Below are 26909 nucleotides of genomic sequence, written 5' to 3'. Positions count from 1 at the left end.
TAAGGAGATGCAAATGGAAAATAAAGACATTGCAAAAGCGGTCATTGAAGCCATCGGTGGACGAGACAATGTAAGTAGTGTTGCTCACTGTGCGACCCGTCTGCGTATCATGGTCAAGGATGAAGCTAAAATTGCTAAAGACAGAGTTGAGAATCTTGAGAAGGTTCAAGGAGCATTCTTTAATTCAGGTCAGTATCAAATTATCTTTGGGACTGGTACCGTTAATAAAATATATGATGAAGTGGTTGCACTTGGCTTACCAACTTCTTCAACTGGTGAACAAAAAGCAGAAGCTGCTAAAAAAGGAAATTGGTTCCAACGTGCTGTTCGTACATTTGGTGATGTATTTGTACCTATCTTACCAGCCATCGTAGCAACAGGTCTTTTCATGGGGATTCGTGGTGCGATTAATAATGATACGATTCTTGGATTATTTGGGACAACCTCAAAAGCTTTTGCTGCATCAGATTTTTATACTTATACAGTCGTTTTGACAGATACAGCTTTTGCTTTCTTCCCTGCTTTGATTTCTTGGTCGGCTTTCCGTGTATTTGGTGGGAATCCGGTTATTGGTATTGTACTTGGCTTGATGCTGGTAAATACAGCTCTTCCAAATGCTTGGGCTGTTGCTTCTGGTGATGCCAAGCCAATCATGTTCTTTGGTTTTATTCCGGTCGTTGGTTATCAAAATTCAGTTTTGCCAGCCTTCTTCATTGGTCTACTTGGTGCGAAGCTTGAAAAATGGTTGCATAAGAAAATTCCAGATGTGCTTGATTTGCTTGTTGTGCCATTCTTGACTTTCCTTGTGATGTCAGTTCTGGGTCTCTTTATCATTGGTCCAATTTTCCATTCACTTGAAAATGTCATTCTTGCTGCAACAAAAGCTATTCTTGCCTTACCGTTTGGCTTAGCAGGTTTGATTCTTGGGGGTATTCACCAACTAATTGTGGTAACAGGTGTGCACCATATCTTCAACTTATTAGAAGCGCAATTGATTGCCAATGAAGGAAAAGATGCCTTTAATGCGATTATTACAGCTGCTATGACAGCCCAAGCCGGTGCAACTCTTGCAGTTGGTGTAAAAACAAAATCTAAAAAATTAAAAGCTCTTGCATTTCCAGCAGCTCTTTCTGCAGGTCTTGGAATCACTGAGCCAGCTATTTTCGGGGTGAACTTGCGTTATGGTAAACCATTCGTTCTGGGTCTTGCTGCCGGCTATTGGTGGTTGGTTAGCCTCTATTCTTGGACTTGCTGGGACTGGATTTGGGATTACCATCATCCCAGGTACGCTTCTCTATCTGAATGGTCAAGTTCTTCAATATATCTTTATGGTACTTGTAACAACTGGTCTTGGATTTGGTTTGACTTATGCATTTGGTTATAAAGATGCTGAAGAAGAAGCTACTGAAGCTAAAGAAGTAGTCGAAGCGAATGAAGCTGCTGCGCCAGTTCTTACTGACGAAACAATCCTTTCTCCAATCGTTGGTTCAATCGTTGATTTGAAAGATGTTAATGATCCAGTGTTTTCAAGTGGTGCTATGGGACAAGGAATCGCAGTAAAACCTAGCGAAGGTGTGGTATATGCTCCTGCTGATGCAGAAGTGACAATCGCATTTGCAACTGGTCATGCTTACGGATTGAAAACGACAAATGGAGCTGAGATTTTGATTCATATTGGTATTGACACAGTTTCTATGAACGGTGATGGATTTGATCAAAAAGTTGCTCAAGGTATTAAAGTCAAAGCAGGTGATGTTCTTGGTACATTTGACGTTGCCAAAATTGCAGCCGCTGGTCTTGATGACACAACCATGGTGATTGTTACCAACACGGCTGATTACGCTTCTGTCACTCCTGTTGCAGAGGGTGCAGTAACTAAGGGAGAGGCTGTCATTGAGTTGAAAGTCTAATGTAAGATAAAGCGAGCAAATGAATGTTTGTTCGCTTTTCTTTGAAAAAGAGAAGAATAACTGAAATTTGTACTCAGAAGTGACATGAAGATATGCTATAATGAATAGAGAATAAAACAAAATATAAAGAGGTTTTGAAATGACAAAATTGTATGGAAGCTTAGAGGCTGGTGGTACAAAATTTGTTTGTGCAGTTGGTGGCGACAATTTTGAAGTGGTTGAGAAAACACAATTTCCAACGACTACACCGATTGAAACATTGGATAAAACAATTGCATTTTTCTCACGCTTTGAGAATTTGACGGGATTGGCAATTGGTTCTTTTGGACCGATTGATATTGATCCAAATTCAAAAACGTATGGTTTTATTACAACTACACCCAAGCCACACTGGGCAAATGTTGATATTGTTGGTGCTTTGCGGCGTGCATTGAATGTACCGATTTTCTTTACGACAGATGTTAATAGCTCTGCGTACGGTGAAATAGTAGCACGAAACAATGCTGGTGGTCGTATTGAAAATTTGGTTTATTATACGATTGGAACAGGTATTGGTGCTGGTGCTATTCAACGTGGTGAATTTGTTGGTGGAACGGGTCATCCTGAGATGGGGCATTATTATGTTGCGAAACACCCGATGGATGTAGAGAAAGAATTTAATGGTGTTTGTCCATTCCATAATGGTTGTTTGGAGGGATTGGCTGCCGGGCCTAGCTTAGAGGCTCGTACTGGCATTCGAGGAGAAAATATAGAACTAAACAGCTCTATCTGGGATATTCAAGCTTATTATATTGCACAAGCAGCGATTCAAGCAACAGTGACTTTCCGTCCCGATGTTGTTGTCTTTGGTGGAGGGGTCATGGCGCAACAACATATGTTGGATCGCGTTCGTGAAAAATTCACTGTTCTTTTGAACGGTTATCTGCCAGTACCTGATGTGCGTGACTATATTGTGACACCAGCTGTTGCTGGAAATGGCTCAGCAACACTTGGAAATTTTGTCTTAGCTAAAAAAGTCAGTGAAAAAGTCAAAGGATAATTAAGTGAATTGAGAGCAAGTAAAAGGATATTGAATGAACTTGCTCTTTTCTTATGAGGAGGAAAATGATTAAACCAATTGTAAAAGATCTATTATTTTTACAACAGAAAGCGCAATTAGCGACCGAAAAAGATATCGAAATTGGGCAGGATTTATTAGATACTTTAAAAGCAAATCAAGATAGGTGTGTCGGAATGGCGGCCAATATGATTGGGATGCAAAAACGAGCGATTATTTTCATGTATGGTATAGTGCCTGTTATCATGTTCAATCCTATTTTGAAAAGGAAGTCCTCTCCTTATCAAGCAGAAGAATCGTGTTTATCACTTTCGGGAAGTTGCTTGACGACTCGTTATAAGGAAATTATGGTTGAATATTTGGACCAGAATTGGCAAAAACAAACGCTAACTTTGAAAGATTTTCCAGCACAAATTTGCCAGCATGAATTGGATCACTTGGAAGGTATTTTGATATAGAAAAACGTGTAATATATGCTATGTCGGAGAAAATCGACTAATAGTGAAGAAATGCTAGAATTTTGTAAGTTTTGTCGAATGAATCTTGATGAACAATGTTTATAGTTTAAAAAAGCGTAGGGAATGGTTGATTTGTGATGCAAAAAGTGGATTTGCTGGAAATGAAGTCTGGGGAATATGCTTAGCTAAATGAGTTATTATCTGCGATGATGGTTTTAATAAAATAATAGTGGAATCAAAAATTTAAATTTTAAGGAGGATTTGTCATGTCAAAGAGTCTTATAGATACGGTTCAATTCCGTCATGGTGCTCAGCTCTCTAGTCGTTTGGTTATGCCACCAATGCTAACCTTTAGTGGTTTGAAAGGTGGTTTCGTTTCTGATGATACCTTGCGCTATTATCATGCTCGTTCGCAGGCGGCTGGATTATTGATTGCTGAGTACCATTATGTGAGTGAGTCAGGTGGACCTTGCTCTAGACCAGGTTATCCTGAACAATTAGGAATTTACTCCGATGAGCATCTAGAGGGAGCTAAAAAGATTGCGGCAGCCTTGCAGAAAAATGGCAACAAAGCTATTTTGCAGATTCATCATGGTGGTCGCGAAGCTTCTGGTCGCGCTGTTAAAGGTGAGGAGGTTTTGGCACCCAGTGCTCTTGATTTTTCATTTTTGTCTTATCCAGTTCGTGAAATGACGAATGCTGAGATTGAAAGAATTATTAAAGATTTTGGACGTGCCACTAAGCGTGCTATTGAGGCTGGTTTTTCAGGAGTGGAAATTCATGGTGCAAATCATTATCTCTTGCAGCAATTTTTTTCAAGTTTCTCAAATGTGCGTGAGGATAAATGGGGCGGTTCTTTAGAAAAACGTATGGCTTTTCCTCTTGCGGTCGTAAAAGAAGTGAAACGAGTAGTGGAAAAATATGCACCAAAAGATTTTATCGTAGGCTATCGGATCAGTCCTGAAGAAATTCACGGAGATGAGGCCGGTTATAGTTATAGAGAAGCCCAAGCCTTGATTCGAGAGGTCATCAAATATGAGTTGGATTACATTCATCTGTCGCTCTGGGAAGGATATGCGTCAAAACCTGTTGGCTCTGATCGGACTTATGCTGAGCATTTTAAATCAATTCTAGATAATCAAACTAAGCTAATTATTGTTGGTGGTGTCTTTAGCGAGGAAGAAGCGCAGGATGCGATTGCACAGACTCCGACTGATTTGATTGCAGTTGGTCGCGGAACATTGATTGATCCATTGTTTGGGCAAAAGATAAAAGAAGGTCGTGGTGATGAAATTGTACACCAAATTAGTCCAGAACAACTAGAGCAAACCGCCTGGACATCTGGTTTGCGTGAAGCCTTTACTCGTGAGGATTCTTTAGGTTTACCAGAATTGCCAGGACATGATAGTATCACAGAGTTTCATACTGGAAAATATGACAGTGCTGAAAAGTAAACGTCTTATATAAAAAATAAGGGTAGCTGGCTGAATTTTTGGTCAGCTATTTTATTTTAATAAAAATAGTTCTCATAGAAACTTATTACTTGACATTCATTTGAATTATAGTAAAATAGTTCTCACGAAAACTAATTGGTTCTCTAGCGAACTATTTGAAAGGAAATCAAATGGAAAAACCATTATTGGAATTCAAGCGATTTGGACGGAAGACACATCTGATGATTCAAAAAATTGCCAAAGAGCGAGGGATTGAATTTATGGCGGGCCCACAAGGGCAAGTATTGCATTTTGTGAATCATCGAGAAGATTGTGGCAAGATGACCTTTATTAAAGATATTGAGCAGGAGTTGGGAATTACCAAGTCAGTTGCTAGTAATTTAATGAAGCGAATGGTTAAAAATGGCTTGATTTATCTGGAAGTGAGTGAAGCAGACAAACGCGCTAAGATTATTCGTTTGACATCGGAATCAAAAGAGCGCATGAATAAAATTCGGGATTTCTTTGATGAGATGGATCGCTGCTTATTGACTGGCATTTCAGAAGAAGATTTGGTGACTTTTTTTCAAATAATGGGGCGATTTTATCAGAATATTGAAAAAATAGGAAAAGGAGAAGCGAATGGTTAAATTGTTTAAACGTTTAACTGTCAAAGAAGTAGGGATGATTATCATCAGTATCTTATTTACTTGTTTGGCAGTTTATTTGGACTTAGAGGTTCCAACCTATATTTCAAAAATTACGGAACTCCTACAGACGAAAGGAACGGTCGTTTCTGATTTGTGGAATCCGGGCTTGAAAATGATTGGATTGTCATTTGCTAGTTTTCTCAGTGCTGTGGTAGTTGGTTTTATTGCGGCTAGATTGGCAGCTAGCTTTACAACGAGCTTGCGCTCAGATATTTTCAATCGTGTACTGGATTATTCAAATGCTGAGATTAAGAGATTTTCTATTCCAAGTCTTTTAACGCGGACAACCAATGATCTTACGCAAATTCAGCTTATGATTACTATGGGCTTGCAAGTCGTGACTCGTGGGCCGATTATGGCGATTTGGGCGATTACAAAAATCATTGGGAAATCAGAATACTGGCTGTGGGCAGTTATTGTCGCAATTATTGTGAATATGATTATGACGACAGTTTTGATGACGTTGGCCTTTCCAAAGCAATCTGTTATTCAACGGTTGACTGATAAGTTAAATAGTATTACGCGTGAAAGTCTAACAGGGATTCGTGTTGTTCGAGCTTACAATGCTGAAGACTATCAAGATGATAAATTTGCAGGGGCAAATGCTGAAGTGACTCGGTTGAATCTCTTTGTTAGTCGGCTCATGGCTATTTTAAATCCAATTATGATGGGGATTTCGAGTGGTTTGACCTTGGCAATATACTGGATTGGTGCTTACTTGATTCAAGATGCAGTTTTACCAGGACGTTTGCCAATCTTTAGCGACATGGTTGTCTTTATGTCTTATGCTATGCAGGTCGTAATGGGCTTCATGCTCATGGCTGCTCTGTTTATCGTTCTTCCTCGTACCTTGGTGTCTGCGGGGCGGATTAATGAGGTACTTGATTTGCATTCAACGATTGAATCTCCAATGCAACCCAAAACAGCTAAAGATGTCAAAGGTGAAGTGGTATTTGACAATGTTTCTTTCCGCTATACTAAAAACTCTGAGGCTGTCATTGAACATGTTAGCTTTACAGCTAAAGCGGGCGAAACGGTGGCTTTCATCGGATCAACTGGTTCTGGAAAGTCAACTTTAATCAGTTTAATTCCTCGTTTTTATGATGTGACAGAAGGAAGAATTTTAGTAGATGGAGTAAACGTTAAAGATTATCAGCTAGAAGATTTGCATAATAAAGTTGGCTACATTCCACAAAAAGCTGTCCTCTTCTCTGGTGATATAAAGAGTAATTTAGACTTTGGACAAAGTAATGAAAGTCCCTTAGATGATGAAAAAATGTGGCCTGCGTTAGACTTGGCACAAGCGAAATCATTTGTTGAAGAAAAAGAAGGTGGTCTGCACTCAGAGGTTGCACAAAGCGGAACCAATTTCTCTGGAGGTCAAAAGCAGCGGCTGTCGATTGCACGTGCACTTGCTAGGAAACCTGAAATTCTGATTTTTGACGATTCATTTTCAGAACTGGACTATAAGACAGACCGTATTTTGCGAGAAGAATTGGCGAAAAAAGTGAAAGCTACAACCAGATTGATCGTAGCTCAGCGGATTTCAACGATCATGGATGCTGATCAGATCTTGGTGTTGGATAAAGGGAAAGTTGTTGGGCAAGGAACTCACAAAGAGCTGCTAGCGACAAACGAAGTTTATCAAGAAATTGCTTACTCACAATTATCAAAGGAGGAATTGGAAAATGGAAAATAAAAAATCATCTTTATTTAGCCAAGTGAAACCCTATATCAAAGGATTTCAGTTTCCATTGCTCGTTGCATTTGTGGGAGCAATGCTATCTAGTGTTATCACGGTTTATGGTCCGGTCAAATTAAAAGAAATTACCAATCTTATCACAGAAGGAATGAGAAGTCGAATTGATCTGAAGGCGATCTCTAATATTGCTCTTTTCTTAGCCGTTTTATATGCGGTGGGTACTGTATTAAATTATATGCAATCCTTTATTATTTCGTCCGTCGTTCAGCATTTTTCAAAACGTTTACGGACAGCCATTGCGGAGAAAATTAATAAATTACCCTTGCGGTATTTTGATAGTCATTCGCAAGGGGACACTCTTTCACGAGTCACTAATGACGTGGATACTGTTGGACAATCGCTGAACCAAAGTTTAGGAACAGTGATTTCATCAAGTTTGCTTCTCATTGCTGTTCTCTTTATGATGTTTTATAACAACGTGGTTCTATCCTTTGTAACGATTGGATCGGTTTTGATTGGTTTTGTCTTTGTTGCGTTGATTATGGGCAAATCACAACGGTTTTTCCGTGCACAACAAGAGAATCTTGCTAGTGTCAATGGATATGTGGAAGAGATGTATTCTGGTCACAATGTCATTGTCAGCTATAATGCTACCGAGGAATCAAAAAAAACCTTTCAAATGCTTAATACGAATCTTTATAGTAGTATGTGGAAGTCCCAATTTATTTCTGGAATTATGATGCCGTTAATGATATTTACAGGGAACTTTGGTTATGTGATGGTCGTATTGGTTGGAGCGAGCATGGCATTGAATGGTGATGTCACGATGGGGACGATTGTTGCCTTTATGGTATATGTACGGACTTTTTCTCAACCATTGTCCCAAATTGCACAAGGGATTACCACTCTTCAACAAGCTAGTGCTGCTATGGGGCGTGTATTTGAGTTTTTAGCAGAGCCGGAAATGGAAAACGATGAGCACAAGTCTCAACAGCTCACAACTTTAAAGGGTGATGTTACCTTTGATAATGTATTCTTTGGCTACAATCCGGATCGAACAATTATTCATGATTTTTCTGCCAAGGCAAAAGCCGGCCAAAAGATTGCTATTGTTGGTCCGACTGGTGCTGGGAAAACGACGATTGTCAACTTGCTCATGAAATTTTATGAAATTGAGAAAGGGCGGATTACCATTGATGGTGTTGATACCAAGCAGATGAAACGTTCTGAAGTGCATGATGCTTTCTCAATGGTCCTTCAAGACACTTGGTTATTTGAGGGAACGATTAAAGAAAATTTGATTTACAATCAGAAGAATATTTCTGATGAAGCGGTTGTGGCAGCGACTAAAGCTGTCGGGGTTCATCACTTTATCAAGACTTTGCCAAAAGGATATGATACAGTGTTGGATGACACAGTCAGTCTTTCTGTTGGGCAAAAGCAATTGCTAACTATCGCGCGTGCACTTCTTAAGGATGCTCCCTTACTTATCTTGGATGAAGCGACTTCATCTGTTGATACGCGGACAGAAGAATTGATCCAAAAAGCGATGGATAAGTTGATGCAAGGAAGGACTTCTTTCGTCATTGCTCACCGCTTGTCGACCATTCGTAATGCTGATTTAATTTTGGTCATGCGTGATGGTAATATCATTGAACAAGGAAATCACGATCAATTGATGGAAGAAAATGGCTTCTATGCTGATCTTTACAATAGTCAATTCGATGAAGAGGCAGAGTATGCGTAAAGGAAATGACAAACGATAAATTACAATAGGGACTCTTTCTAGTCAAACTTTGACCGGAAAGAGTTTTTTGTTATTAAATTTTTGAAAAAGTATAATCTTTATATATAAAAGACTATACATTTAACAAAAACTGTGCTATACTAATTTCAATGATAGGTAATTTGTTAATAAAAACTTACCTCATAAACAAGATTTTAAGGAGAATTTTCATGACAAAAGCGTTAATTATCTGTGCAGCAGGGATGCCTTCTTCTCTCATGGCTAAAAAGACAACTGAATACCTTCAAGGTCAAGGACAAGATATTACTGTTGAAGCAATTGGAGCAACAGAAGGAAATAAAGTAATTGAATCTGCCGCATTTGATCTTTATTTAATTAGTCCTCAAACAAGAATGTATTTTAAACAATTTGCTGACCTCGGAGAAAAAGTTGGACGTCCAGTTGTTCAAATTCCACCTCAAGCCTATGTTCCAATCTCAACAGGAGTCGCAGCTCTGGCTAAAGTAGTCACAGACAATCTATAAAGAGGATGTTATGAATACAGAAGAATTACAAGTAGTAGCATTTGAAATCATTCTTCATAGTGGAACTGCGCGTGCAACAGTACACGAAGCATTTGCAGCGATGCGACTTGGTCACTACGATGAAGCTTCTCAAAAATTGGAAGCCGCGAATACAGAATTGGTTGAAGCACATCACGCACAGACGAAATTGTTGCAAGATTACGCAAGTGGCGTTGAGATTAAAATTGAGATCATCATGGTTCATGCACAGGATCATTTGATGACAACAATGACATTACGTGAAGTGGCATTAGAGATGCTTGAATTATATAAAAAGTTAGAAGAAAAATAATTTATTTATAAACCTCCTAAGAATAAACTTATAGTATTTGTGTGAATTAGTTACATGTTATAGGTTTATTTTTTATCTTTTATTTGGCATAAACTCCCCAAGGTATCGGAACCCTTGGGGAGTTTTGTCACATTTAATCTTCAAAACCGTTTTTGTCAGACAACTCTTTAAAGAAATAACCTGATTTTTTAATCGTTCGTTTTCCTTTCTTATCAAGGTCAATGGCAATGAGACCATAGCGATTTTTGTAGGCATTGCACCAGGACCAATTGTCCATACAAGTCCAAAGATGATAGCCGATGCAGTTAGCTCCTTCTTCAATGGCTTGGTGTAGGTAACGGAGGTGATCTTTGATGAAGTCAATACGGTAGTCGTCCTCAATTTGACCATTGGCGTTGATATAGCGCTCCTCACCTTCGACGCCCATGCCGTTTTCTGAGATATAGCAAGGAAGATTTCCATAGTTATCACGGACATTCATCATAATATCATAAATTCCTTTTTCATAGATTTCCCAACCGCGATAAGGGTTCATTTTTTTACCTGGCATATCGTAGTAGTCAAAGAAATCATCTGGCATAGGATTCTGCGGGTCTTTATCGGCAGGGTTTTCCTTTGCTTTAACTTGGCGTGGCTGGTAATAATTGACACCAAGCAAGTCAATGGTATTTTCTTTAATGGTCTGCAAATCTTCAGCTGTGTATTCTGGCATCATATCCAATTCTTTAATGATAGCAATCAAATCAGCAGTGTATTCGCCTTTGATGGCAGGATCTAAGAAAGAGCGATTAAAGAAAGCATCTGCAATTTGAGCAGCTTTGACGTCTTCAGGATTATTCTCATCACGCGGATAGCTTGGGGTTAAGTTGAGGATAATCCCAATTTTACCATCTTGCTTTTCGTGATAGGCTTTGACAGCTAAGCTGCTGGCGAGCATTTCGTGAAAAGCCACCTGTACAGCGTGTTTCATGTTGACTTCATTTGGATAGTGGAAATTGTAGAGGTAACCACCTTCGACAGGGACAATAGGTTCATTATGAGTGAACCAGTATTTGACGCGATCACCAAATAGGTTAAAGCAGGTTTTTGCAAAGTTTACATAAGCATCAACCGTTTCCCGATTAAGCCAACCACCTTTTGCTTGTAGTGCCATTGGCATGTCAAAATGGTATAAGTTAATAAATGGTTCAATCCCATTTGTAATCAGTTCATCAATGAATGAATTGTAAAAATCTACGGCTTTTGGATTAACAGCACCAACGCCTTCCGGGATTAGACGACTCCATTGGATAGAAGTGCGGAAAGAATTGTGTCCAGTTGCTTTCATTAGTTGCATATCTTCTTTGTAATATTGATAATTATAGGAAGCTTTATCTGGCCCAATATGATTGAAAAATTTTTCAGGTTCTTTTGCGTACCAATAATCCCAAATGTTATCACCTTTTCCATCGCCGTCAAATCGACCTTCTGTTTGCGGTCCACTGGAAGCAGTTCCCCAAAAGAAGCCTTTTGGAAATGTTAAAAATGTCATATATTTTCTCCTTTTTAAAAACAGTCTACAATATAATACTATACTTTTTTCAAAAAAGTCAATCTTTTATATAAAAAGTATAGATATTTTATAAAAAAGTATAGTATAGTTAGAGTATCAAAAAAGAAAAAGAGGGAAGATTGATGAACAAGTTTCTAGATCAAATCGGTGATAAGTTGTTGCCATTGGCAAACAAACTCGCTTCTAATCGTTATTTGACTGTTTTGCGGGATGCCTTTATGCTCTCCTTTCCATTAACGATGTTTGGCTCAATTGTAGTCGTATTTAACAATTTGCCGTTTTTCAATGATGCAACGAAAGCCACTTTGTCTAATCTATTTGGCAGTGGACAAAATGCAACAATGTCAATTATGACAATCTTTGTAACGTTTGGTATTGGCTATTATTTATCAAAATCTTATGATGTGGAAGGAATTTTTGGAGGAGCAGTTTCTTTTTCTAGTTTTCTTCTTTTGACACCTTTTTATACCATGTCAGAAAAAGGTGAAAAAATTTCAGGCGTCTTGAGTTTAGACCGTTTAGGGGCAAAAGGGATGTTCCTTGGAATGCTGGTTGCATTTTTGGCAGCGGAAATCTACTGCTGGGCAACGAAAAAAGGTTGGCAGATTAAAATGCCAGACAGCGTTCCGCCTGCAGTAGCCAAGTCGTTTGCGGCTTTGATTCCTGCCGTATTGACTCTTTCCATATTCTTGTTTGTCAATGCTGGTTTGACAGGATTTTTCGATGCAAATCTTCATGATATTATTTATAAGGTTATTCAAACGCCGCTGGTTGGCTTGGGAAGTAGTATCTGGGCAACTTTAGTGGCAATCTTCTTTGTTCAATTTTTATGGTTCTGTGGACTTCATGGACAAATTCTTGTTAATTCTGTCATGGATCCAATTTGGAATACATTGATGTTGGATAACTTAGAGGCTTATCAGGCTGGCAAGCATTTGCCACACATTATTTCCAAATCATTTATGGAAACATTTACTGTTGGTTTAGGTGGTTCTGGGATGACGCTAGCTGTAGTTATCATTATGGCTTTTATTCTGAAAAAGAAAATGTATAAGGACGTTGGACGACTTGCTCTTGGCGCGGGGCTATTCAATGTCAATGAACCAGTTATCTTTGGCTTGCCAATCGTTTTGAATGCGACTATTCTGATTCCATGGGTTTTAGCACCGATTGTTGTGACTGCGTTTAACTATATTGTGATGGCAGTAGGAATTGTTCCAGCTCCAACAGGAGTGGCAGTTCCTTGGACGGTGCCCGTATTCTTTAGCGGAATGCTAGCAACCAATTCCATTTTAGGTGGTGTCCTTCAGTTAGTGGATATGGTGATTGTTGGATTTATCTGGTATCCATTCCTTCGTATGCTGGACAAACAACCTGATTCTGTATTATAATGAGATGAATGACAGATTTGCAGGAGCTATCATATGCCTAAATACGAAGAAATAGCCAATATACTTCGAGATAGAATCGCAAATGGAGTCTACCCAGTAGACTCCATGTTGCCTATTCAGTCTGAATTATCAAAAGAGTTCGGTGTTAGCCGAATGACTATAAAAAAAGCTGTTGAGATTCTAACCATTGAGGGATTGATTTTTTCCAAACAAGGAAATGGAACGAGAGTGTTAAATTCCTCTTTTTGGGATAAAGAAGATTCAAAATTTCGCTTGAATAATTACAATGGCTTGAGTCAAGATTTCAAAAATGATGACCGAAAATTAACGAGCCAGATTATTCAGTTTGCAGTTGAATTCCCAGAAGCCGAGATTGCAGAGCGCTTGCAAGTGGAAGTGACGACGCCAGTTTATAAAATCATACGTTTGCGTCTGCTTGATGAGAAGCCCTATGTGTTGGAACACACTTATATGCCGTGTGATTTGGTGCCAGGATTGGATGAGAGTATTTTACTTCAGTCTATCTATGCTTATTTATGGGATGAATTAAACTTAAAATTTGCTGGAAGTTATCGCCGTATCACAGCTGAAAAGCCAGATGAATATGATAAAATGTATCTGGACTGTCAAAATGATGATCCACTTTTGCAGGTTGAACAAGTCGTTTATCTGGAAACTGGACGTCCGATTGAGTACTCGAGAAGCCGCAATCGCTTTGACACGAGAGGGTATTCGCTTTTAGATGTTAAAAATATTTAAGTTGTTTGTACAATATTAAAGGAGGAAATGATGTCAGAACCATTATTTTTACAATCTGTTATGCAGGAAAAAATCTGGGGTGGAACGAAGCTACGAGATGAATTCAGCTATGAAATTCCCAGTGATAAAGTAGGCGAATACTGGGCGATTTCAGCTCATCCACACGGAGTATCTACTATAAAAAACGGTCGATTTGCAGGACAAGGATTGGATAAAGTCTATGCTGAGCACCGTGAATTGTTTGGCAATAGCAACGAGCCTGTTTTTCCACTTTTAACCAAAATTTTGGATGCCAATGATTGGCTTAGTGTTCAAGTTCATCCAGATGACCATTATGCTATGGAGCACGAAGGAGAATTAGGAAAGACCGAGTGCTGGTATGTGATTGCGGCAGATGAAGGAGCAGAAATCATCTATGGACACAGTGCTCAGTCACGAGAAGAGTTGCGCCAGCAGATTGAAAAGAAAGAATGGGAGAAGCTCTTAACCAAGGTGCCAGTCAAGGCTGGGGACTTCTTCTATGTTCCAAGTGGCACCATGCACGCCATTGGCTCAGGTATCTTGATTTTAGAAACGCAACAGTCCAGTGATACTACCTATCGTGTTTATGATTTCGACCGAAAAGACGCTCAAGGCAATTTGCGCGAGCTTCATCTAGAAAAATCCATTGATGTACTCAATATCGGTGCGCCGGCCAATAGTCGACCAGTTACTGTGAAAGCAGATGATTTGCAATCAACCCTTTTGGTTGCCAGTGATTTCTTTGCCGTTTACAAATGGGAAGTGTCAGGGAAAGTTGCGATTGAGAAAACAGCTCCTTATTTATTGGTGAGTGTGTTGGCAGGACAAGGGATGTTGACAGTAGATGAGAAAGCTTATCCGATTGCAAAAGGAGACCATTTCATTTTACCAAGCGACCTGGAGGCTTGGACTTTTGAGGGACAAGATCTTGAAATGATTGTCAGTCATCCTTAATAACTTTTATATAGAAAATCAGAGGTTGGGAAAAAGTCCGCAACCTCTTTAAAAGTATAAGTCTAAAGCATCATGATGTAGTGGTTCATTAGTTTACTCATTTTTACAGATGATTTCAAAGGAATTATAGTAGTCTATTTTATTCTCTTATTTATGCAGAAATTATCAGTTATATTAAAAAATGATGTCATTTTCAGAAAACATTGATACTATTTCAGAAAATCGTTATAATGGCTGATATTGAAAAATTTAGGAGAAAAATATGTTTTCCAAGTTGAAAAATATTTTTATTGGTCGACCTTTGAAATCAAGCAATGAGGGAGAAGAAGAAAACCTATTAACAAAGTTGCAAGCTCTAGCTATGTTATCAAGTGATGCTCTGTCTTCGATTGCTTATGGTCCTGAACAAGTTGTTTTAGTGTTGGTATCTGTATCTGCTGGTGCGATTTGGTGGTCGTTACCAATTGGTATTGTGGTGCTGATTTTATTGGCTAGTTTGACTATTTCATATCGTCAGGTGATTCATGCCTATCCACAAGGTGGTGGGGCTTATATGGTTACAACGGAAAATCTTTCACCAAAAGCTGGTCTGATTTCAGGTGGTAGTTTGCTGGTTGATTATATGTTGACAGTAGCGGTATCCGTTTCGTCTGGGGCAGATGCGATTACGTCAGCAATTCCTGCTTTGCATCCTTATAATTTGCATATTTCTATTATTTTAGTGCTGGTTTTAATGTTGATGAATCTACGTGGTTTGCGGGAATCTGCAGTTTCTCTTATGATTCCAGTGTATTTGTTTATCGCAAGTACTGTTTTCTTGATTGGCTTTGGCTTATTGCAATTATTGCTGGGAAATTTATCCTATCATGCAACGGCTCCTATCGGAAAATCCATCTCAGGTGTTAGCTTAGTGCTTCTGTTACGTGCTTTTACGAGCGGTTCAGCCTCTTTGACAGGTGTGGAAGCTATTTCAAATTCTGTCCCATTTTTCAAAACACCAAAAGCTGAAAATGCGGCAAAAACTTTGGCAATTATGGCAGCGATTCTTGGATTTATGTTTGCTGGCATTACCTTTTTAAATTATTGGATTGGAATTGTTCCGATAAAGGGTGTTACGACGCTTGCTCAAATGGCACAGGCTATTTTAGGAAATTCACCTATTGGACAGCTTCTTTTTTATGTTTTCCAATTGTCAACAGCTCTCATTCTTGCTGTAGCGGCTAATACAGGCTTTTCGGCCTTTCCTATGCTATCTTACAATATGGCAAAAAATAAATATATGCCACATATGTATATGGAGAAAGGTGCTCGTCTTGGCTACTCAAATGGGATTTTGACCTTGGCCATTGGTGCAATTTTTCTGTTGTTGATTTTCAACGGGAATACTGAGCGGCTCATTCCACTTTATACGATTGGTGTATTTGTACCTTTTGCGCTTTCTCAAACAGGAATGGTCCTACATTGGCGCAAACAGCATGGAAAACATTTCTTAAAATATTCTGTAACAAATATTCTGGGTGCAGCGATTTGTTACACGATTGTGGCGATTTTGTTGCTTTTCCGTTTGCGAGATATCTGGCCATTCTTCCCAATTATTATTATTTTGCTTTGGATTTTCTTAACAATCAAAAATCATTATAACAAAGTCGCTAAGCAACTGCGCTTGAATAAAGAAGTCGAACGAGTGAACTATGCAGGCAATCTGGTTTTGGTCCTTGTTGGGAATGTTACGCGTGTTAGTGCCGGTGCGATGAATTATGCTTGTAGTATTGGTGATGAAGTGATTGCTATGCACGTATCTACTAAAGAAACACAAGAAAAAGATGAAGAAGTAGCAAGTGAATTTAAACACCATTTTTCAGATATCCAATTTGTCAATGTAGAAACAAGTTACCGTAATATCATCAGACCAACAGTACAGTATGTGACAAAAGTCGCTCGTAATGCACAGAAGAAAGGTTATACCGTGACGGTATTAGTGCCACAGTTCATTCCAAATCATAGCTGGCAAAATATGCTACATAATCAAATGAGTCTGAAATTGAAATATTTTCTCAGATGGCATGAAAATGTTGTTGTAGCTAGCTATTCTTATCACTTAAAAGAATAAGAATATAAAACGGCGGTGTCAAATGGAACTGCCGTTTTTATCTTTTAATTTTCTTGAAAGATGTAGCAAAAAATGCTATAATGAAAAGAACGTTTTAAATAAAAATTATGACAAGTAAGGAAGAAAATGGCGAATATTTTAAGAACAATTATCGAAAACGATAAAGGTGAGTTAAGAAGACTAGAAAAGATGGCAAAGAGAGTCATGGCTTATGAAGACGAAATGGCTGCTTTGTCAGATGAAGCTTTGAAAGCAAAGACAGATGAATTCAAGCAACGGTATCAAAATGGCGAGTCATTAGATGATTTGCTTTATGAGGCCTTTGCAGTTGTTCGTGAAGGCGCAAAACGTGTGTTGGGTCTCTTCCCTTACCCCGTACAGATTATGGGCGGGATTGTCTTACACCATGGAGATGTACCAGAAATGCGCACAGGGGAAGGAAAGACTTTGACTGCGACCATGCCGGTTTATCTGAATGCTTTGTCTGGTGAAGGTGTACACGTTGTCACAGTAAATGAGTACCTGACAGAACGTGACGCAACTGAAATGGGTGAATTGTACTCTTGGTTGGGACTTTCTGTTGGTATTAACCTTGCCGCAAAGTCATCAGCAGAAAAGAAAGAAGCTTATGCTTGCGATATTACCTATTCAACGAATGCAGAGATTGGGTTTGATTATTTGCGCGACAATATGGTAGTGCGTGCTGAAAATATGGTGCAACGCCCACTTAACTACGCTTTGGTTGATGAAGTGGACTCCATTTTGATTGATGAAGCTCGTACCCCTTTAATTGTGTCCGGACCAACTTCGTCTGATACAAATCAGCTTTATCATATGGCGGATAGCTTTGTAAAATCATTAAACAAAGATGATTATATTATTGATGTTCAGTCTAAGACTATTGGACTTTCTGATTCGGGGATTGATAAGGCAGAAAGTTATTTCAAACTAGAAAACCTGTATGACATTGAAAATGTAGCACTGACTCACTTTGTTGACAATGCTCTTCGTGCAAATTATATTATGCTGTTGGACATTGACTATGTGGTTAGTGAAGAACAGGAAATTTTGATTGTTGACCAATTTACAGGTCGGACAATGGAAGGTCGCCGCTATTCTGATGGACTCCACCAAGCAATTGAAGCTAAAGAAGGTGTACCAATTCAAGATGAAACGAAGACCTCAGCTTCTATCACTTACCAAAATCTGTTCCGTATGTATAAGAAATTGTCAGGAATGACGGGAACGGCCAAGACAGAAGAAGAAGAATTCCGCGAAACTTATAATATTCGAGTGATTCCGATTCCTACAAACCGTCCGGTGGCTCGTATTGATCACCCAGACCTTCTTTATCCAAGTATTGAATCAAAATTTAAAGCAGTTGTCCAAGATGTGAAAGCTCGTCATGAAAAAGGGCAACCTGTGCTTGTGGGGACGGTCGCTGTTGAAACGAGTGATTATATTTCTAAAAAATTAGTCGAAGCTGGAGTTCCTCATGAAGTATTGAATGCGAAAAATCACTATAAAGAAGCACAAATCATTATGAATGCTGGTCAGCGAGGTGCTGTAACGATTGCAACCAATATGGCTGGTCGTGGTACGGATATTAAACTTGGTGAAGGCGTTCGCGAGTTAGGTGGACTTTGTGTCATTGGTACAGAACGTCATGAAAGTCGTCGTATCGATAATCAGCTTCGTGGTCGTTCCGGACGTCAGGGAGATCCAGGGGAATCGCAATTTTATCTGTCACTTGAAGATGAGCTCATGCGTCGTTTTGGTTCAGAGCGGATTAAAGCAGTTATGGAACGCTTCAAAATGAGTGAAGAAGAGTCGGTTATCAAATCCAAAATGTTTACTCGTCAAGTGGAAGGAGCCCAAAAGCGTGTTGAAGGGAACAATTACGATACACGTAAACAAGTCCTTCAATATGATGATGTCATGCGTGAGCAACGTGAGATTATCTATGCACAACGTTATGATGTCATTACGGCTGATCGTGATTTAGCACCGGAAATTCACGCTATGATGAAGCGGACTATTAATCGTTTTGTAGATGGCAATAGTCGTGCCGAACAGCAAGAAAAAATCGAAGCTATTGTGAATTTTGCTAAATATAATCTGGTGCCCGAAGATTCTATCAACATATCAGACTTAATCGACTTATCAGATGATGAAATAAAGGAAAACTTGTATCAACGAGCACTGGAAGTATATGACAATCAGGTCGCAAAATTGCGAGATGAAGAATCAGTCAGAGAATTCCAAAAAGTTTTGATTCTGCGTGTAGTGGACAATAAATGGACTGACCATATTGATGCTTTAGATCAATTACGTAATGCCGTTGGACTCCGAGGTTATGCACAAAACAATCCGGTTGTTGAATATCAAGCAGAAAGTTTCCGCATGTTTAATGATATGATTGGTTCGATTGAGTTTGATGTTACACGGCTGATGATGAAAGCTCAAATTCATGAGCAAGAGCGTCCACGGACGGAACACCATATCAGTACAACGGCAACACGTAATATTGCAGCACAAAAATCTGGCTTACCTAGTGATATCAATTTGACAAAAGTGAAGCGCAATGACTTATGTCCATGTGGTTCAGGGAAGAAATTCAAAAATTGTCACGGACGCCACAGATAAGTAGTGTAAAGAGAGGGAGATTATGACATTTAAAGCAACTAGTCAGCCAATTGACGTAGCAAAGGTTCGCAATCTATCGAAATTAAAAGGAGATGCTTTAGCCAAAAAAGAAGCACGAGATCGGGAACTAAACGCAATTATTCGCGGAGAAGATGACCGCATTCTGCTAGTCATTGGTCCGTGTTCTTCTGACAATGAAGCGGCTGTTCTAGAATATGCAAAACGTTTATCTGCCCTTCAAGAAGAGGTAAAAGACCGTATTTTTATGGTGATGCGTGTGTATACGGCAAAACCTCGTACCAATGGTGACGGCTATAAGGGCTTGATTCATCAACCAAATGCGAAAGCAGCCCCAAGTTTAATCAACGGCATTAAAGCAGTACGCAATTTGCACTATCGTGTGATTACAGAAACAGGAATGACGACTGCTGATGAAATGTTGTATCCGGAAAATCTTCCTTTGGTAGATGATTTGATTTCTTACATGGCTGTTGGAGCGCGTTCTGTGGAAGATCAGCAACACCGTTTTGTAGCTAGTGGAGCTGACGTTGCGACTGGTTTAAAAAACCCCACTTCTGGAAATCTTAATGTTATGTTTAATGGGATTTATGCAGCCCAAAACAAACAAAGTTTCTTGTTTGCCGGTAAGGAAGTAGAAACTTCAGGTAATTCCTTAGCGCATGCTATTTTGCGCGGTGGTCTTGATGAATACGGAAAGAACATTCCAAATTATTACTATGATAATTTACTAGATACGATTGCTCAATATGAAAAAATGGGCTTAGAAAATCCTTTTATCATTATTGATACCAACCATGATAATTCTGGAAAACAGTATTTAGAACAGGTACGAATTGTCCGTCAAACTTTAATCAACCGTGATTGGAATGAGAAAATCAAAAAAGTTGTACGCGGCTTTATGATCGAGTCTTACTTAGAAGATGGCCGTCAAAATGAGCCTGAGGTGTTCGGAAAATCCATCACAGACCCTTGTTTGGGTTGGGATAATACAGTCAGATTAGTCAAGGAAATTTACACTACCCTATCTAAAAATGAAAAATAAAAAGGATGGAGTTGAGACTAGTCTCAACTCTTTTTAAAAAGATGATTAAAGGACATGGTATTGATATAGAGGAAATTTCTTCTATTCAAAAAGTTTATGAAAAAAATGCTCGCTTTGCTAGGAAAGTTTTGACAGCCGCAGAATTTGACCGATTTGAAAAGCTGACTGGTAAGCGAAAAATGGAATATTTGGCGGGGCGTTGGTCTGCTAAAGAGGCGTTTTCTAAAGCGTGGGGGACTGGTATCGGCTGTGTCACTTTTCAGGATTTAGAAATTTTAAACGATGAAAAGGGAGCGCCTATTTTTAGCAAATCACCTTTTTCTGGCAAGGTCTGGGTGTCACTCAGCCACACAGATAATGTCGTTACAGCTAGTGTTATTTTGGAGGAACATCATGAAAACGAGTAATCATCGGCCTACTAAGGCTATTGTGGATTTGGCTGCTATTCAATTTAATATTAAACAAATTGCAGCGCATATTCCAGACAATGTAGAAAAATGGGCTGTTGTCAAGGCAGATGCTTATGGCCACGGTGCAGTTGCTGTTACGCAATCTATTGAGTCAATTGTGGATGGCTTTTGTGTTTCCAATATTGATGAAGCGGTAGAGCTGAGAGAAGCTGGTATTTCAAAAAAAATTCTGGTTCTGGGAGTATCAACTATCCAGTCTGTTCCGTTGGCAATTAAATACAAGATTACTTATACGGTGGCTAGTTTAGAATGGATTGATTTGCTTTTGAAGTCAGACATAGACCTAACTGGACTGGTTGTTCATATAAAAATTGATTCTGGAATGGGGCGGATTGGTTTTCGAAATAGCCAAGACGCTCAAGAAGCGATTCATCGTTTGGAAAAGGCAGGTGCTCAGGTCAAAGGAATTTTCACCCATTTTGCGACAGCTGATGAAGCAGATACGCAAAAATTTGAGGCACAGTTAGCACGTTTTAAAGAAATTTTAGGGCAATTAGAAACTATTCCACCGATTGTTCACGCTAGTAATTCGGCAACGACTCTGTGGCATAGTGAGACGATTATGAATGCAGTCCGTTTGGGCGATGTCATTTATGGGCTTAATCCAAGTGGAACTGTTTTGGAGCTGCCTTATGACATCAAACCAGCTCTTTCATTGGTTTCAGAATTGGTTCATGTCAAGCAATTAGAAGTAGGGGCAGATGTAGGGTACGGAGCTACTTACACTAGTGATAGCCCACAGTTCATTGGAACGATTCCACTGGGCTATGCTGATGGCTGGACGCGAGATATGCAAGGCTTTAATGTTTTAGTTGACGGGAATCCTTGTCCCATTGTTGGACGCGTATCTATGGATCAGATTACTGTTCGTTTACCTCAGTTTTATCCTATTGGAACGTCAGTTGTCCTTATCGGTGAAAGTGGTAAAGAAGCTATTTCTGCAACAGATGTGGCAGAAAAACGGGAAACCATCAATTACGAGGTGGTTTGTTTGATCAGCGACCGCGTCCCTAGAGTTTACAAAGAATGAGTTGAAATCTAAAAGTAGTCGGAAACAATCCAAAGAGCTATTGGAGGGTGTCTGTTTTAGCCTGCTTTTATAAATTCTTAAGAAACAGAACTGAAAGAGGAATTATGAATTTACACCAACCTTTAACGGTTCTGCCGGGTGTAGGACCGAAATCTGCTGAAAAGTTTACTAGGCTGGGAATTGAAAACCTACAGGATTTACTACTCTATTTTCCATTTCGCTATGAAGATTTTAAAAGTAAGAATGTGTTAGAACTGGAAGATGGTGAAAAGGCGGTTATCTCAGGACTTGTCGTTACGCCAGCCAATGTGCAGTATTATGGCTATAAACGTAATCGTCTACGTTTTACTATAAAACAAGGCGAAGTGGTGCTTGCAGTCAATTTTTTTAACCAACCCTATCTGGCAGACAAAGTGGAGGTTGGTTCAACCATTTCTATTTTCGGGAAATGGGATAAAGCAAAAGCGAGTCTGACAGGTATGAAAATTTTAGCACAAGTGGAGGATGACTTACAGCCTGTCTATCGAGTGGCACAAGGGATTAGTCAAGCTAGTTTGGTGAAAGTCATTAAGACAGCTTTTGACCAAGGCTTAGAACTTCTGTTGGAAGAAAATCTGCCTCAAATTCTGCTGGAGCGCTATCAGTTAGTGGAACGCAGTCAGGCCGTACGAGCAATGCATTTTCCAAAAGACTTAACAGAATACAAACAAGCCTTGCGTCGGGTCAAGTTTGAAGAGCTTTTTTACTTTCAAATGCAGTTACAAGTCCTAAAGAGTGAAAGCAAGAATGCGAGTCAAGGGTTAGCTATTCCTTGGCGAGATGATTTATTAGAAAAAAAGCTGACACTGCTACCTTTTGAATTGACAGCTGCCCAGAAGCGGAGTCTTGATGAAATTCTACAAGATATGAAAGCACCAACCCACATGAACCGGCTTTTGCAGGGAGATGTGGGTAGTGGAAAGACGGTGGTTGCAGGTTTAGCCATGTATGCTACCTATACGGCTGGTTTTCAGTCTGCTCTTATGGTACCGACTGAAATTTTGGCAGAGCAGCATTTTGATAGCTTGAGCCAACTTTTTCCTGAACTACGGATAATTCTGTTGACAGGAGGAATGAAGCCGACAGAACGCAGACAAGCACTAGAAGCGATTGAGGCTGGTCAGGTAGATATGATTGTCGGTACTCATGCTTTGATTCAAGAAAGTGTGACATATCATCAGCTTGGTCTGGTGATTATTGATGAACAGCACCGCTTTGGAGTGGGACAGAGACGAATTTTGCGAGCAAAAGGAAATAATCCTGATGTGCTCATGATGACTGCAACACCGATTCCGAGGACACTTGCGATCACTGCCTTTGGCGATATGGATGTGTCGGTTATTGATCAAATGCCAGCGGGGCGTAAGCCGATTATCACTCGCTGGGTCAAGCACGAGCAGCTGAATGTGGTTCTCAATTGGTTGGAGAAAGAGCTGCAACGAGGTGCTCAGGTCTATGTCATCTCTCCTTTGATTGAGGAGTCGGAAGCGCTGGATCTGAAAAATGCTATTGCTTTGGAAGAGGAATTAAAGGCTTATTTCGGTGACAAAGCACAAGTAGCTCTGCTACATGGTAAAATGAAGAGCGAAGAAAAAGATACTATTATGCAGGATTTTAAGAAAGGAAAAATTGACATTCTGGTTTCCACGACTGTTATTGAAGTCGGTGTCAATGTCCCCAATGCTACGGTCATGCTAATCATGGATGCGGATCGATTTGGGCTCAGTCAGCTTCACCAGTTACGTGGTCGGGTAGGACGTGGAGACAAGCAATCTTATGCGGTTCTCGTGGCTAATCCTAAGACAGAATCCGGCAAGAAACGCATGAAAATCATGACGGAAACGACTAACGGTTTCGTCTTGGCTGAGGAAGATTTGAAAATGCGTGGCTCTGGTGAAATCTTCGGCACGCGTCAATCAGGGATTCCAGAGTTTCAAGTGGCGGATATTGTAGAGGATTATCCGATTTTAGAAGAAGCCAGAAAAGTCGCTAGTCAAATTGTGTCCATTTCTGATTGGCGAACGCATGCAGACTGGCATATCGTAGCTCTTCATTTGGACAAGCAGGACTACTTGGATTAGAAGATGAAACGAAAAAGAGGCTGGAACAAAATCCAGCCTCAAAGCATACTGTGTAATAAAGCAACGACGAAGTAACTAATTACGCAACATACTGCGTCGCTGCAGATAAAACTTGAAAGTAAGTCACTTTTCGTTTGCTTTTCAAGCTTGAAAAAGTGCTGTTGACAAAAACTTTGTTTTCTTCATTCATTACCTCAATAGTCCAGGAGACAGTTGAGCAGCTTTGTAGGAGAGACTACAAACTAAATTTTAGAATTAAGTTTTTTGAAAGAAATCTATAAGCCTGTTTTAAGTTTTTCAGGCTATACTAAATTCATCAAAAAGAAAGAGGTAAGTCCAATGACAGTAAACATTAAAGTAAATTATAACAAAACATTCAAAAAAACAGGAAAGGAATTAGAAATATATGGTAGGTAACTAAAAAAACAAGCGAGTTAAAAAACTTTTTTTCATAAATCTCCTAAGAAGCTTCGAATTAATCGAGGCTTTTTATTTATATAAGAATCTAGCCTTCTATGTAGTTTTTTAATGTCTGCCCTTGAAGTCCAGCGTTAAGGGCGATGAGAAGTTTGATCCGAGCTTTAGGAGCATTTAATTCTTTAACAAACATAATTCCTGCTTCACGAAGCATCACGCCACCTCCTTCATAAGCATAAACTGGCTCTGCAATACCGTTGAAGCAACGAGACACCAATGCAATTGGAAGACCAGAAGCAGTCATACGGCTGAGCTTTTGTGCCACTTCTTGTGGTAGATTCCCAGCTCCGAAGGCTTCAATGACGAGACCGTCTATTCTCTTCAAATCTAACATATCCAGCAATTCGGTTGTCATTCCAGCATAGGTGGGGATAATAGGAATCAAGCCAGTAATCTTATTCAAATGAAAATGCACGCGTGGTTCGGCAGTTTTAAAATAGAGAATTTCTTTTTTCATAATCAATCCAAGTGGACCATGAGTTGGCGTTTGAAAGGTATTGACATTTGTTGTATGTGTTTTTGTTACGTATTTAGCAGAATGGATTTCATCATTCATAACTACTAGAACGCCCTTTCCGCGTGCCTTTTCATCACTTGCAACACGAAGTGCAGACAAGTAATTGTAAACTCCGTCACTCCCGAGTTCATTAGAGCTTCGCATGGCACCAGTCAAAACAACAGGAATATTTGGAAGTTCCATCGTATCCAAAAAATATGCCGTTTCTTCTAGAGTGTCCGTTCCGTGAGTAATCACAACACCGTCAAATTGCTTTCCATCTGCCCTGATTTTTTGTACAATTGTAGCATGTGCTGCGGTGTCATGTGAGGACTAGGAATATTGAATATATCAAGAGCAGTCACTTGAATGCCTTCTAGAGGAACTGCGACATGGTTCATGGGATTGTATTCAGTTGTGACAACTTTTCCAGCAGTGTCAGCTTGCATGGAAATGGTACCGCCAGTATGTAAAACTAGAATTCTTTTGGTCATAAGTGAGCTTCTCCTGAATCTATGCTATAATTATTGTATCATAAAAGAAAGAGATGAGAAATGAATGGAAATCAAAGCAGTCTTTTTTGATATTGACGGGACATTAGTAAATAATAGTCGGACGGTCTTGAAATCCACAGAACAAGCGATCCATAGTTTAAAACAGCAAGGTATTTTAGTTGGTTTAGCAACAGGAAGAGGCCCCTTTTTTGTCCAATCCTTTATGGAACAGTTGGATTTAGATTTTGCAGTGAGCTATAATGGACAATATATTTTTTCAAAAGATAAAGTCATTTCTGCTAAGCCAATTGATAAAACCAGCTTGCGTCACTTGATTCAGTATGCTCACCAGCATAAAATAGAAATTTCATTTGGAACAGAATCAGGAGTGGTTGGCTCAAAAATCATGAGTTTTGGCATGAGCAAATTTTCTCAATGGACCAGTCATTTTGTTCCGAAAAAGATGACACACTTGGTTAATAAAAGTTTCAATCATGTAATCAGCAAGGCGCTTCCTCAACAACAGAATGATTTATTTAAATCTATTCAAGAGCCGATTTATCAAGTGTTAATGTTGGCAACCCCGAGAGAAACACAATCTATAGAAGCCGATTTTCCAAATTTAAAATTTACTCGCAGCAGTCCTTTTGCAGCTGACATTATCAATAAGGGTATGTCCAAGCTAGAGGGGATTAAGCTGGTTGGAAAGGAATATGGCTTTGATATCAATCAAGTCATGGCTTTTGGTGATTCTGATAATGATGTTGAAATGTTAGCGGGGGTTGGGATGTCCATCGCTATGGGAAATGGAACTAGTCGCGTGAAAGAAGTTGCGAAACACACTACTAGCAGTAATAGTCAGGACGGAATTCATAAGGCTTTGGAGCATTTTGGTATTTTGGCGAGTGAAAAAGTCTTTATCAGTAGCGACCACCACTTTAATAAGGTTAAAGAATTTCATGGGATAATGGATGAATGCACGCAGGAAGAGCCCATCCTGTGGACAACAGAGGGTGCTCGTCATCGTGCAGGCTTCAAGGTAGAAGAGCTAGTGGAATTTTTACGTGCAGCCAGTCCGTCAGAAGAAATTTTCAATCAGTCTGTTCAATCTTTGCATAAAGCGATAGATAAAGCTTCCGATAAGGTTAAACAGAAGAGTAATGCAGAGATGTCTCTCGTTGGACAAGTAGATGCACTGATTGATATGCTATATTTTACTTATGGTAGTTTTGTTTTAATGGGAGTAGATCCTGAGCGCTTATTTGAAATTGTACACCAAGCGAATATGGGGAAACTCTTCCCAGATGGTAAAGCGCACTTTGACCCAGTTACTCATAAAATTTTAAAACCAGATGATTGGGAAAAAAATTATGCACCGGAGCCTGCTATCAAAAAAGAACTTGAACGTCAAATTCAAGCTTATCAACGGAATTGTGAAAAAAATGAAGAATAAA

20 protein-coding genes and 3 pseudogenes are annotated in these 26909 nt (G+C 39.4%); 20 read left to right on the top strand and 3 right to left on the bottom strand.

What is annotated here, in order from left to right:
* Nucleotides 1-13: 13 nt before the first annotated feature.
* The 10 genes and pseudogenes from SCSC_RS07430 to SCSC_RS07390 form a co-directional block, all read left to right on the top strand.
* Nucleotides 14-1392 (top strand): annotated as a pseudogene (locus SCSC_RS07430) (sucrose-specific PTS transporter subunit IIBC); the annotation flags it as partial.
* A 59-nt stretch (nucleotides 1393-1451) separates the two neighbouring features.
* Nucleotides 1452-1910 (top strand): annotated as a pseudogene (locus tag SCSC_RS09550) (PTS sugar transporter subunit IIA); the annotation flags it as partial.
* Between the two features lie 139 nt (nucleotides 1911-2049).
* Nucleotides 2050-2949 carry a fructokinase ScrK gene (gene scrK / locus SCSC_RS07425; RefSeq protein WP_006270296.1) on the top strand — a complete coding sequence of 300 codons (900 nt, stop codon included), beginning with the start codon at nucleotides 2050-2052 and terminating at the stop codon, nucleotides 2947-2949.
* Nucleotides 2950-3014: 65 nt separating this feature from the next.
* Nucleotides 3015-3425: a peptide deformylase gene (locus tag SCSC_RS07420; protein WP_006268326.1), complete on the top strand. Its 411-nt coding sequence runs from the start codon at nucleotides 3015-3017 to the stop codon at nucleotides 3423-3425.
* A gap of 266 nt (nucleotides 3426-3691) precedes the next feature.
* A complete protein-coding gene (locus tag SCSC_RS07415) occupies nucleotides 3692-4879 on the top strand; it encodes an NADH-dependent flavin oxidoreductase (RefSeq protein WP_006270250.1) in 1188 nt (395 codons plus the stop codon).
* Nucleotides 4880-5049: 170 nt separating this feature from the next.
* Nucleotides 5050-5508, top strand: a complete 459-nt coding sequence (locus tag SCSC_RS07410) for a MarR family winged helix-turn-helix transcriptional regulator (RefSeq protein ID WP_006270314.1) — start codon at nucleotides 5050-5052, stop codon at nucleotides 5506-5508.
* The gene (locus SCSC_RS07405) at nucleotides 5501-7267 is read left to right on the top strand and encodes an ABC transporter ATP-binding protein (protein WP_006270248.1); all 1767 of its coding nucleotides are present in this window, start codon (nucleotides 5501-5503) and stop codon (nucleotides 7265-7267) included. Before SCSC_RS07410 ends, SCSC_RS07405 begins: the two co-directional genes overlap by 8 nt.
* Nucleotides 7257-9017 (top strand): ABC transporter ATP-binding protein, encoded by a 1761-nt coding sequence (locus SCSC_RS07400; RefSeq protein ID WP_006270213.1) that lies wholly within the window; start codon nucleotides 7257-7259, stop codon nucleotides 9015-9017. Before SCSC_RS07405 ends, SCSC_RS07400 begins: the two co-directional genes overlap by 11 nt.
* A 209-nt stretch (nucleotides 9018-9226) precedes the next feature.
* Nucleotides 9227-9541, top strand: a complete 315-nt coding sequence (locus SCSC_RS07395; RefSeq protein WP_006270249.1) for a PTS cellobiose transporter subunit IIB — start codon at nucleotides 9227-9229, stop codon at nucleotides 9539-9541.
* Nucleotides 9542-9551: 10 nt separating this feature from the next.
* Nucleotides 9552-9872: a PTS cellobiose transporter subunit IIA gene (locus SCSC_RS07390; protein ID WP_003031767.1), complete on the top strand. Its 321-nt coding sequence runs from the start codon at nucleotides 9552-9554 to the stop codon at nucleotides 9870-9872.
* A gap of 133 nt (nucleotides 9873-10005) precedes the next feature.
* On the opposite strand, the gene SCSC_RS07385 is transcribed toward SCSC_RS07390, so the two are convergent.
* Nucleotides 10006-11403, bottom strand: a complete 1398-nt coding sequence (locus tag SCSC_RS07385) for a glycoside hydrolase family 1 protein (protein ID WP_006270205.1) — start codon at nucleotides 11401-11403, stop codon at nucleotides 10006-10008.
* Between the two features lie 143 nt (nucleotides 11404-11546).
* On the opposite strand from SCSC_RS07385, the gene celB reads away from it, so the two are divergent.
* From celB to recG, 9 genes are all read left to right on the top strand, one after another.
* A complete protein-coding gene (celB, locus tag SCSC_RS07380; RefSeq protein ID WP_006270312.1) occupies nucleotides 11547-12815 on the top strand; it encodes a PTS cellobiose transporter subunit IIC in 1269 nt (422 codons plus the stop codon).
* Between the two features lie 33 nt (nucleotides 12816-12848).
* The gene (locus tag SCSC_RS07375) at nucleotides 12849-13574 is read left to right on the top strand and encodes a GntR family transcriptional regulator (RefSeq protein ID WP_006270247.1); all 726 of its coding nucleotides are present in this window, start codon (nucleotides 12849-12851) and stop codon (nucleotides 13572-13574) included.
* A gap of 30 nt (nucleotides 13575-13604) precedes the next feature.
* A complete protein-coding gene (manA, locus tag SCSC_RS07370) occupies nucleotides 13605-14549 on the top strand; it encodes a mannose-6-phosphate isomerase, class I (protein WP_003070530.1) in 945 nt (314 codons plus the stop codon).
* A gap of 262 nt (nucleotides 14550-14811) precedes the next feature.
* The gene (locus SCSC_RS07365) at nucleotides 14812-16659 is read left to right on the top strand and encodes an APC family permease (RefSeq protein WP_006270239.1); all 1848 of its coding nucleotides are present in this window, start codon (nucleotides 14812-14814) and stop codon (nucleotides 16657-16659) included.
* Nucleotides 16660-16785: 126 nt separating this feature from the next.
* Nucleotides 16786-19305: a preprotein translocase subunit SecA gene (gene secA, locus SCSC_RS07360; RefSeq protein WP_006270257.1), complete on the top strand. Its 2520-nt coding sequence runs from the start codon at nucleotides 16786-16788 to the stop codon at nucleotides 19303-19305.
* A gap of 22 nt (nucleotides 19306-19327) precedes the next feature.
* Nucleotides 19328-20368: a 3-deoxy-7-phosphoheptulonate synthase gene (locus SCSC_RS07355; protein ID WP_006270207.1), complete on the top strand. Its 1041-nt coding sequence runs from the start codon at nucleotides 19328-19330 to the stop codon at nucleotides 20366-20368.
* Between the two features lie 41 nt (nucleotides 20369-20409).
* On the top strand, nucleotides 20410-20775 hold the full coding sequence (acpS, locus tag SCSC_RS07350) for a holo-ACP synthase (protein WP_037565938.1): 366 nt from the start codon (nucleotides 20410-20412) through the stop codon (nucleotides 20773-20775).
* Nucleotides 20762-21868: an alanine racemase gene (alr, locus tag SCSC_RS07345; RefSeq protein ID WP_006270284.1), complete on the top strand. Its 1107-nt coding sequence runs from the start codon at nucleotides 20762-20764 to the stop codon at nucleotides 21866-21868. Before acpS ends, alr begins: the two co-directional genes overlap by 14 nt.
* Before the next feature lie 104 nt (nucleotides 21869-21972).
* Entirely contained in the window at nucleotides 21973-23988 is a 2016-nt protein-coding gene (gene recG / locus SCSC_RS07340; RefSeq protein WP_006270203.1) for an ATP-dependent DNA helicase RecG, read from the top strand.
* 505 nt (nucleotides 23989-24493) lie between these two features.
* Here the strand turns inward: recG and SCSC_RS07335 are convergent.
* Nucleotides 24494-24799, bottom strand: coding sequence for an L-asparaginase family protein (locus SCSC_RS07335; protein ID WP_232565282.1), 306 nt, complete (start codon nucleotides 24797-24799; stop codon nucleotides 24494-24496).
* Nucleotides 24800-24952: 153 nt separating this feature from the next.
* A pseudogene (locus SCSC_RS07330) lies at nucleotides 24953-25410 on the bottom strand (asparaginase); the annotation flags it as partial.
* A gap of 109 nt (nucleotides 25411-25519) precedes the next feature.
* On the opposite strand from SCSC_RS07330, the gene SCSC_RS07325 reads away from it, so the two are divergent.
* Nucleotides 25520-26908, top strand: coding sequence for a Cof-type HAD-IIB family hydrolase (locus SCSC_RS07325; protein ID WP_006270280.1), 1389 nt, complete (start codon nucleotides 25520-25522; stop codon nucleotides 26906-26908).
* The last annotated feature ends 1 nt before the right edge of the window (nucleotide 26909 follow it).

It is taken from the genome of Streptococcus constellatus subsp. constellatus (assembly GCF_023167545.1).
Lineage (GTDB): Bacteria > Bacillota > Bacilli > Lactobacillales > Streptococcaceae > Streptococcus > Streptococcus constellatus.
Note: the sequence above shows the minus strand (reverse complement) of the source record. Positions and strands in the feature narration are given on the sequence as shown.

Bases quoted from the DNA above. Each gene is read 5' to 3' on its own strand.
- SCSC_RS07375 (WP_006270247.1), top strand. From the start codon at position 12,849: ATGCCTAAATACGAAGAAATAGCCAATATACTTCGAGATAGAATCGCA.
- recG (WP_006270203.1), top strand. From the start codon at position 21,973: ATGAATTTACACCAACCTTTAACGGTTCTGCCGGGTGTAGGACCGAAA.
- alr (WP_006270284.1), top strand. From the start codon at position 20,762: ATGAAAACGAGTAATCATCGGCCTACTAAGGCTATTGTGGATTTGGCT.
- manA (WP_003070530.1), top strand. From the start codon at position 13,605: ATGTCAGAACCATTATTTTTACAATCTGTTATGCAGGAAAAAATCTGG.
- SCSC_RS07325 (WP_006270280.1), top strand. From the start codon at position 25,520: ATGGAAATCAAAGCAGTCTTTTTTGATATTGACGGGACATTAGTAAAT.
- SCSC_RS07395 (WP_006270249.1), top strand. From the start codon at position 9,227: ATGACAAAAGCGTTAATTATCTGTGCAGCAGGGATGCCTTCTTCTCTC.
- SCSC_RS07355 (WP_006270207.1), top strand. From the start codon at position 19,328: ATGACATTTAAAGCAACTAGTCAGCCAATTGACGTAGCAAAGGTTCGC.
- SCSC_RS07410 (WP_006270314.1), top strand. From the start codon at position 5,050: ATGGAAAAACCATTATTGGAATTCAAGCGATTTGGACGGAAGACACAT.
- SCSC_RS07365 (WP_006270239.1), top strand. From the start codon at position 14,812: ATGTTTTCCAAGTTGAAAAATATTTTTATTGGTCGACCTTTGAAATCA.
- SCSC_RS07405 (WP_006270248.1), top strand. From the start codon at position 5,501: ATGGTTAAATTGTTTAAACGTTTAACTGTCAAAGAAGTAGGGATGATT.
- SCSC_RS07420 (WP_006268326.1), top strand. From the start codon at position 3,015: ATGATTAAACCAATTGTAAAAGATCTATTATTTTTACAACAGAAAGCG.
- scrK (WP_006270296.1), top strand. From the start codon at position 2,050: ATGACAAAATTGTATGGAAGCTTAGAGGCTGGTGGTACAAAATTTGTT.
- acpS (WP_037565938.1), top strand. From the start codon at position 20,410: ATGATTAAAGGACATGGTATTGATATAGAGGAAATTTCTTCTATTCAA.
- SCSC_RS07400 (WP_006270213.1), top strand. From the start codon at position 7,257: ATGGAAAATAAAAAATCATCTTTATTTAGCCAAGTGAAACCCTATATC.
- secA (WP_006270257.1), top strand. From the start codon at position 16,786: ATGGCGAATATTTTAAGAACAATTATCGAAAACGATAAAGGTGAGTTA.
- SCSC_RS07390 (WP_003031767.1), top strand. From the start codon at position 9,552: ATGAATACAGAAGAATTACAAGTAGTAGCATTTGAAATCATTCTTCAT.
- celB (WP_006270312.1), top strand. From the start codon at position 11,547: ATGAACAAGTTTCTAGATCAAATCGGTGATAAGTTGTTGCCATTGGCA.
- SCSC_RS07385 (WP_006270205.1), bottom strand. From the start codon at position 11,403: ATGACATTTTTAACATTTCCAAAAGGCTTCTTTTGGGGAACTGCTTCC.
- SCSC_RS07415 (WP_006270250.1), top strand. From the start codon at position 3,692: ATGTCAAAGAGTCTTATAGATACGGTTCAATTCCGTCATGGTGCTCAG.
- SCSC_RS07335 (WP_232565282.1), bottom strand. From the start codon at position 24,799: ATGTTAGATTTGAAGAGAATAGACGGTCTCGTCATTGAAGCCTTCGGA.